Genomic DNA, 3,592 nt, shown 5'->3' with positions numbered 1-3,592 from the left:
GGATCTAAATGTGTTGATGATGAAGTGTTCGTTTGCATGAGCTCAATACTCCGATTCGACGTCTGGAACCCCCGACCCACAGCACCTCCACGGCTACCGCTGGCAGCCGGGGGTTGTGAATCGGGTGATTGAAACCCGCCACGGTTCTGCTCAAACGAGGTTGATCACCACGTTGATGTTGTTCCGCGTCGCTTTGGAGTACGGGCATGTCTGGTGTGCGGTGTCGATCAGCTCTTGAGCGACGTTGCGATCCAGCCCGGGAAGGGAGACGTTGAGGCGAGCCTGGAGGAAATAAGCGCCATCGGTTGTGCCTAGATCCACTTCGGCGTCGACCGCAAGGTCAACCGGGAGGGTGACTTTCAGCTTGCTCGCCGCTAGTCCCATTGCACCGATAAAACAGGCCGACCAACCTGCGGCGAACAACTGCTCTGGGTTGGTACCGGCACCAGAGGTGCCAGGCGACGACAGCTTTATATCCAGTCGGCCATCGTCACTGAGGGCGGTGCCATTGCGACCACCCGAAGAGGTATGGACTTTGCCGGTGTACAGCACTTTATCAATATGGGTCATGGTGAAACTCCTGATTAACTAGCGGGGGTTGAGAGCGATAACCTTGGTGAAGCGATAACACTCAGCGTGCATTCAAACGCTTGAGATACCGACCGATGAATGCATCCAGGCTCAGCTTGCCGGCGCCTGTGAATACCAATGGCAGAAGTGCGACGAGATAGATCAACGGCAGCTTGAAATTGCCGTAGCCTTTGTTGCTGATGGAGTAGCCCATAGCCAGTTCGCTCAACGTCGACCAGTGCGCTGGCCAGTGAACTGCGGCAGTTGCCACGACGGTGACCACTATGAGGATCAGTGCCGAAAGACGTGTTCCCAGGCCTACAAGCAAAGCAATGGAACAGAGCAGCTCTGCCCACATGGATAACTGCCAATTGAACGTAGCCGGCAGCTGATTGAAGGGAAAAGGAAAGGCCCCTTGAATGCTGGGGAACCAGTTCTCACCGTTCCACTTTTCCCATCCCGCTTCAAAAAACTCCCAGGCCAGAAAAACGCGCAGGCTCAAAGGGGCGATCCAGTCCCCAGCGCGATCAAGATTAAGTTGCAGCCGATTCAAGACCGATGACGCGTTTGTTTGCATGGGTTTAATCCTCCGACTCGTCGTCAACAAAGTGGAAGCCGTTCAGGTGCTCCCAATGACAGCTGTCAGGCACAGGAGCACTGCGCTGGCCGTGAGCGCAGTTCATCGTGCTGGTGTATCTCGCTTGTGTCTGAGGGGGCGGGAAGATCAATGTTGTGTAACGTGTTTGCGTCCGTACACACTTGGATACAGAGCGATACCTGTTGAAGGCGCTATTTTGGAGTTGGGAGATACGATCGGCTGCGTTCTGCCGGTGAATGGCGGGAGGATTTCGCAGGGTAAACGAACGTCGCAGATGAGGGGAGGGGCGAGGGCGTGGAAAGTACCGTTGAATAAGGTGGGCACGCCAGGTGCCCACCTTATCTGTCTGGAAACGCCTAAGGTATCAAGCGCATCTCCCGCAGCCTGTCGAACACGTCAAAAAATGCCTGATCGCTCGCTTGGTAGGCAGTGAAGCCCATCAGGCGGCTTTTCGACATGTCCGTGACCACTTCGATTGGGCGGCCAAGGTCGGCATCGGTATGCCATGGGGAAATCAGACGTCCAATGTCGGACTCTTTCAAACCGTGCTCGGCGACTATTTGCGCCCAAACGGCTTGATCGTCCGCCATCTGCTTCTCTAGAGGCGAAGGTGACGCAGGATAATCAGCAGCAGGCAGGTCGAAGTATTCGGCAATTCGGCTCCACATCCATTTCCAGCGGAATACATCGCCATTGGTGATATTGAATGCCTGATTTGCCGCAGCCGGCGTGGTGGCCGCCCACAGTTGCTGTTTCGCCAACTGCCGCGCATCGGTCATGTCGGTGAGGCTGTCCCACTGCACTTTTGATCCTGGAAATACGAAAGGGCGATTGGTGTGTTTGCAAATCGAGGCATAGACGGCGAGGGTGGTCGCCATGTTCATCGCATTGCCCACGGCCACCCCCGTGACGGTATGCGGGCGATGCACGCTCCAGGTGAAACCGTCCTTTTCAGCTGCGGCGAAGAGTTCGTCTTCCTGAGCGTAATAGAAATTCTCGACATCCAGACGACCCTGTTCTTCGCGAAACGGTGTCTGCGGCAGGCTGCCTTTACCATAGGCTTCGAACGGGCCGAGGTAGTGTTTCAGGCCGGTAACCAGTGCTACGTGTTTGACGCTTTTGGCTGGGCGAATGGCGGCGAGGACGTTGCGTACCATGGCCGCATTGACGCGAATGTTCTCGGCCTCCGTGGCTTGCCGCGACCATGTGGTAATGAACACATGCGTGGGTTTCACATCCCTCAGCGCCTGTTCCAGTGAAGTAGGATCCTGAAGATCTGCCGCGACAGGGATCACGCCTTGCGCTGGTGATGGATGCCTCGACAGCGCGGCGACTTGCCACTGGTTGTCGATGAGTAACTGGGTGATGGCGCTGCCGACAATGCCGCTGGCGCCCACGACTAGAGCTGTCTGGGTCATAGGTTTCTCCTGGATTTGAGTTTGGGAGTCCGTCTGAGCAACAGAGGTTCAACCTGAAAATCCGTTAGAGTGCGCGCTACTCCCCGTTAAAGCCTGTGAGAAAAATGACTCGTCCGCTGTTTGTCGCTCTGGATGGCCCCAAAGGCGTCGGCAAAACCTCGCTGTTGGAGGCCATCACTGAAGTCCTGAGGGCAGACAACCAGAAAGTCATCCGACTGTGCGAGAAAAAAAGCGACCCGTTCAGGGGCGAGACAATGCATCTGGTGAATCGACTCGTCCGACATCCCGACCGGAATCTGGAGCTGGAAGTTTGCCAACGCCTGGCTGATAGCCGCAGTTGGATTTCCCGAAACGTGCTGACCAAACAACCCGCCAACAGCATCATCCTGATCGATCGCTGGTACCCGTCCGATGCGGCGTTTCGCCGGATAGTCCCTTTCGCTGAAATCCTGCAGTTGAACATTGACCGCAACGTACAGGTGCCAGACCTGCATGTTGGCGTGGTGACGACGGCGGAGATTTCGTGGGCAAGGGCGGAGGCACGACGGCGTGGCTTGAGCAGTACGGTGCTTCGCGGTCTGGAGGAGCATGTCGACTGTACCCAGGCTTTTGAGCAAGCCGCTGCCGATCAGGGTTGGTTTTTGTGTCGGAATGAGGGAGTGATCGAGGAGGCGACGGGGCGGGTGGTAGGGGAGATTAATCGGGTGGTGAGCCGTCTACGCGCTCACAGCATCGGTCCGCGACGCTGAGCGGCGAGTACTTGAGCAAATATCGCGGCATTTGACGACTGAGCACACGAGTTCCAGTGATTACGTTCAGGTTCACAAGCGGCAACGTTTTTGATCTTCACAATCGTTCAGCGCTGATGGACAATCCGCGCTCTGTTCCGGGGTAGTTCAGCGGTAGAACACTCGGCTCTTAACCGGGTGGGCGCTGGTTCGAATCCAGCCCCCGGACCCACAACATCGCAGGCGCGGAAGGACTCATGCCCAAGGACGATAGGGAA

At 56.5% G+C, this 3,592-nt stretch carries 4 protein-coding genes and 1 tRNA gene; 2 read left to right on the top strand and 3 right to left on the bottom strand.

The genetic code is table 11. The features are described 5' to 3' along the window. Positions 1-150: 150 nt before the first annotated feature. The 3 genes from OQK_RS24470 to OQK_RS24460 all read right to left on the bottom strand — a co-directional run bounded on the left by OQK_RS24470 (position 151) and on the right by OQK_RS24460 (position 2,586). Positions 151-570, bottom strand: a complete 420-nt coding sequence (locus OQK_RS24470; RefSeq protein WP_016774739.1) for an organic hydroperoxide resistance protein — start codon at positions 568-570, stop codon at positions 151-153. Between the two features lie 61 nt (positions 571-631). Further along, positions 632-1,147, bottom strand: coding sequence for an HvfX family Cu-binding RiPP maturation protein (locus tag OQK_RS24465; protein ID WP_038861694.1), 516 nt, complete (start codon positions 1,145-1,147; stop codon positions 632-634). Positions 1,148-1,524: 377 nt separating this feature from the next. Next, positions 1,525-2,586, bottom strand: a complete 1,062-nt coding sequence (locus OQK_RS24460) for an SDR family oxidoreductase (RefSeq protein WP_016774737.1) — start codon at positions 2,584-2,586, stop codon at positions 1,525-1,527. Between the two features lie 104 nt (positions 2,587-2,690). Here OQK_RS24460 and OQK_RS24455 point away from each other — a divergent pair, with 104 nt between their 5' ends. Further along, positions 2,691-3,335, top strand: coding sequence for a dTMP kinase (locus OQK_RS24455; RefSeq protein WP_016774736.1), 645 nt, complete (start codon positions 2,691-2,693; stop codon positions 3,333-3,335). A 136-nt stretch (positions 3,336-3,471) separates the two neighbouring features. Continuing rightward, positions 3,472-3,546: transfer RNA gene (locus tag OQK_RS24450), tRNA-Lys, on the top strand. Positions 3,547-3,592: the final 46 nt, after the last annotated feature.

The organism is Pseudomonas sp. R62 (assembly GCF_000257605.1).
GTDB classification, from domain to species: Bacteria; Pseudomonadota; Gammaproteobacteria; order Pseudomonadales; family Pseudomonadaceae; genus Aquipseudomonas; species Aquipseudomonas atacamensis.
Note: the sequence above shows the minus strand (reverse complement) of the source record. Positions and strands in the feature narration are given on the sequence as shown.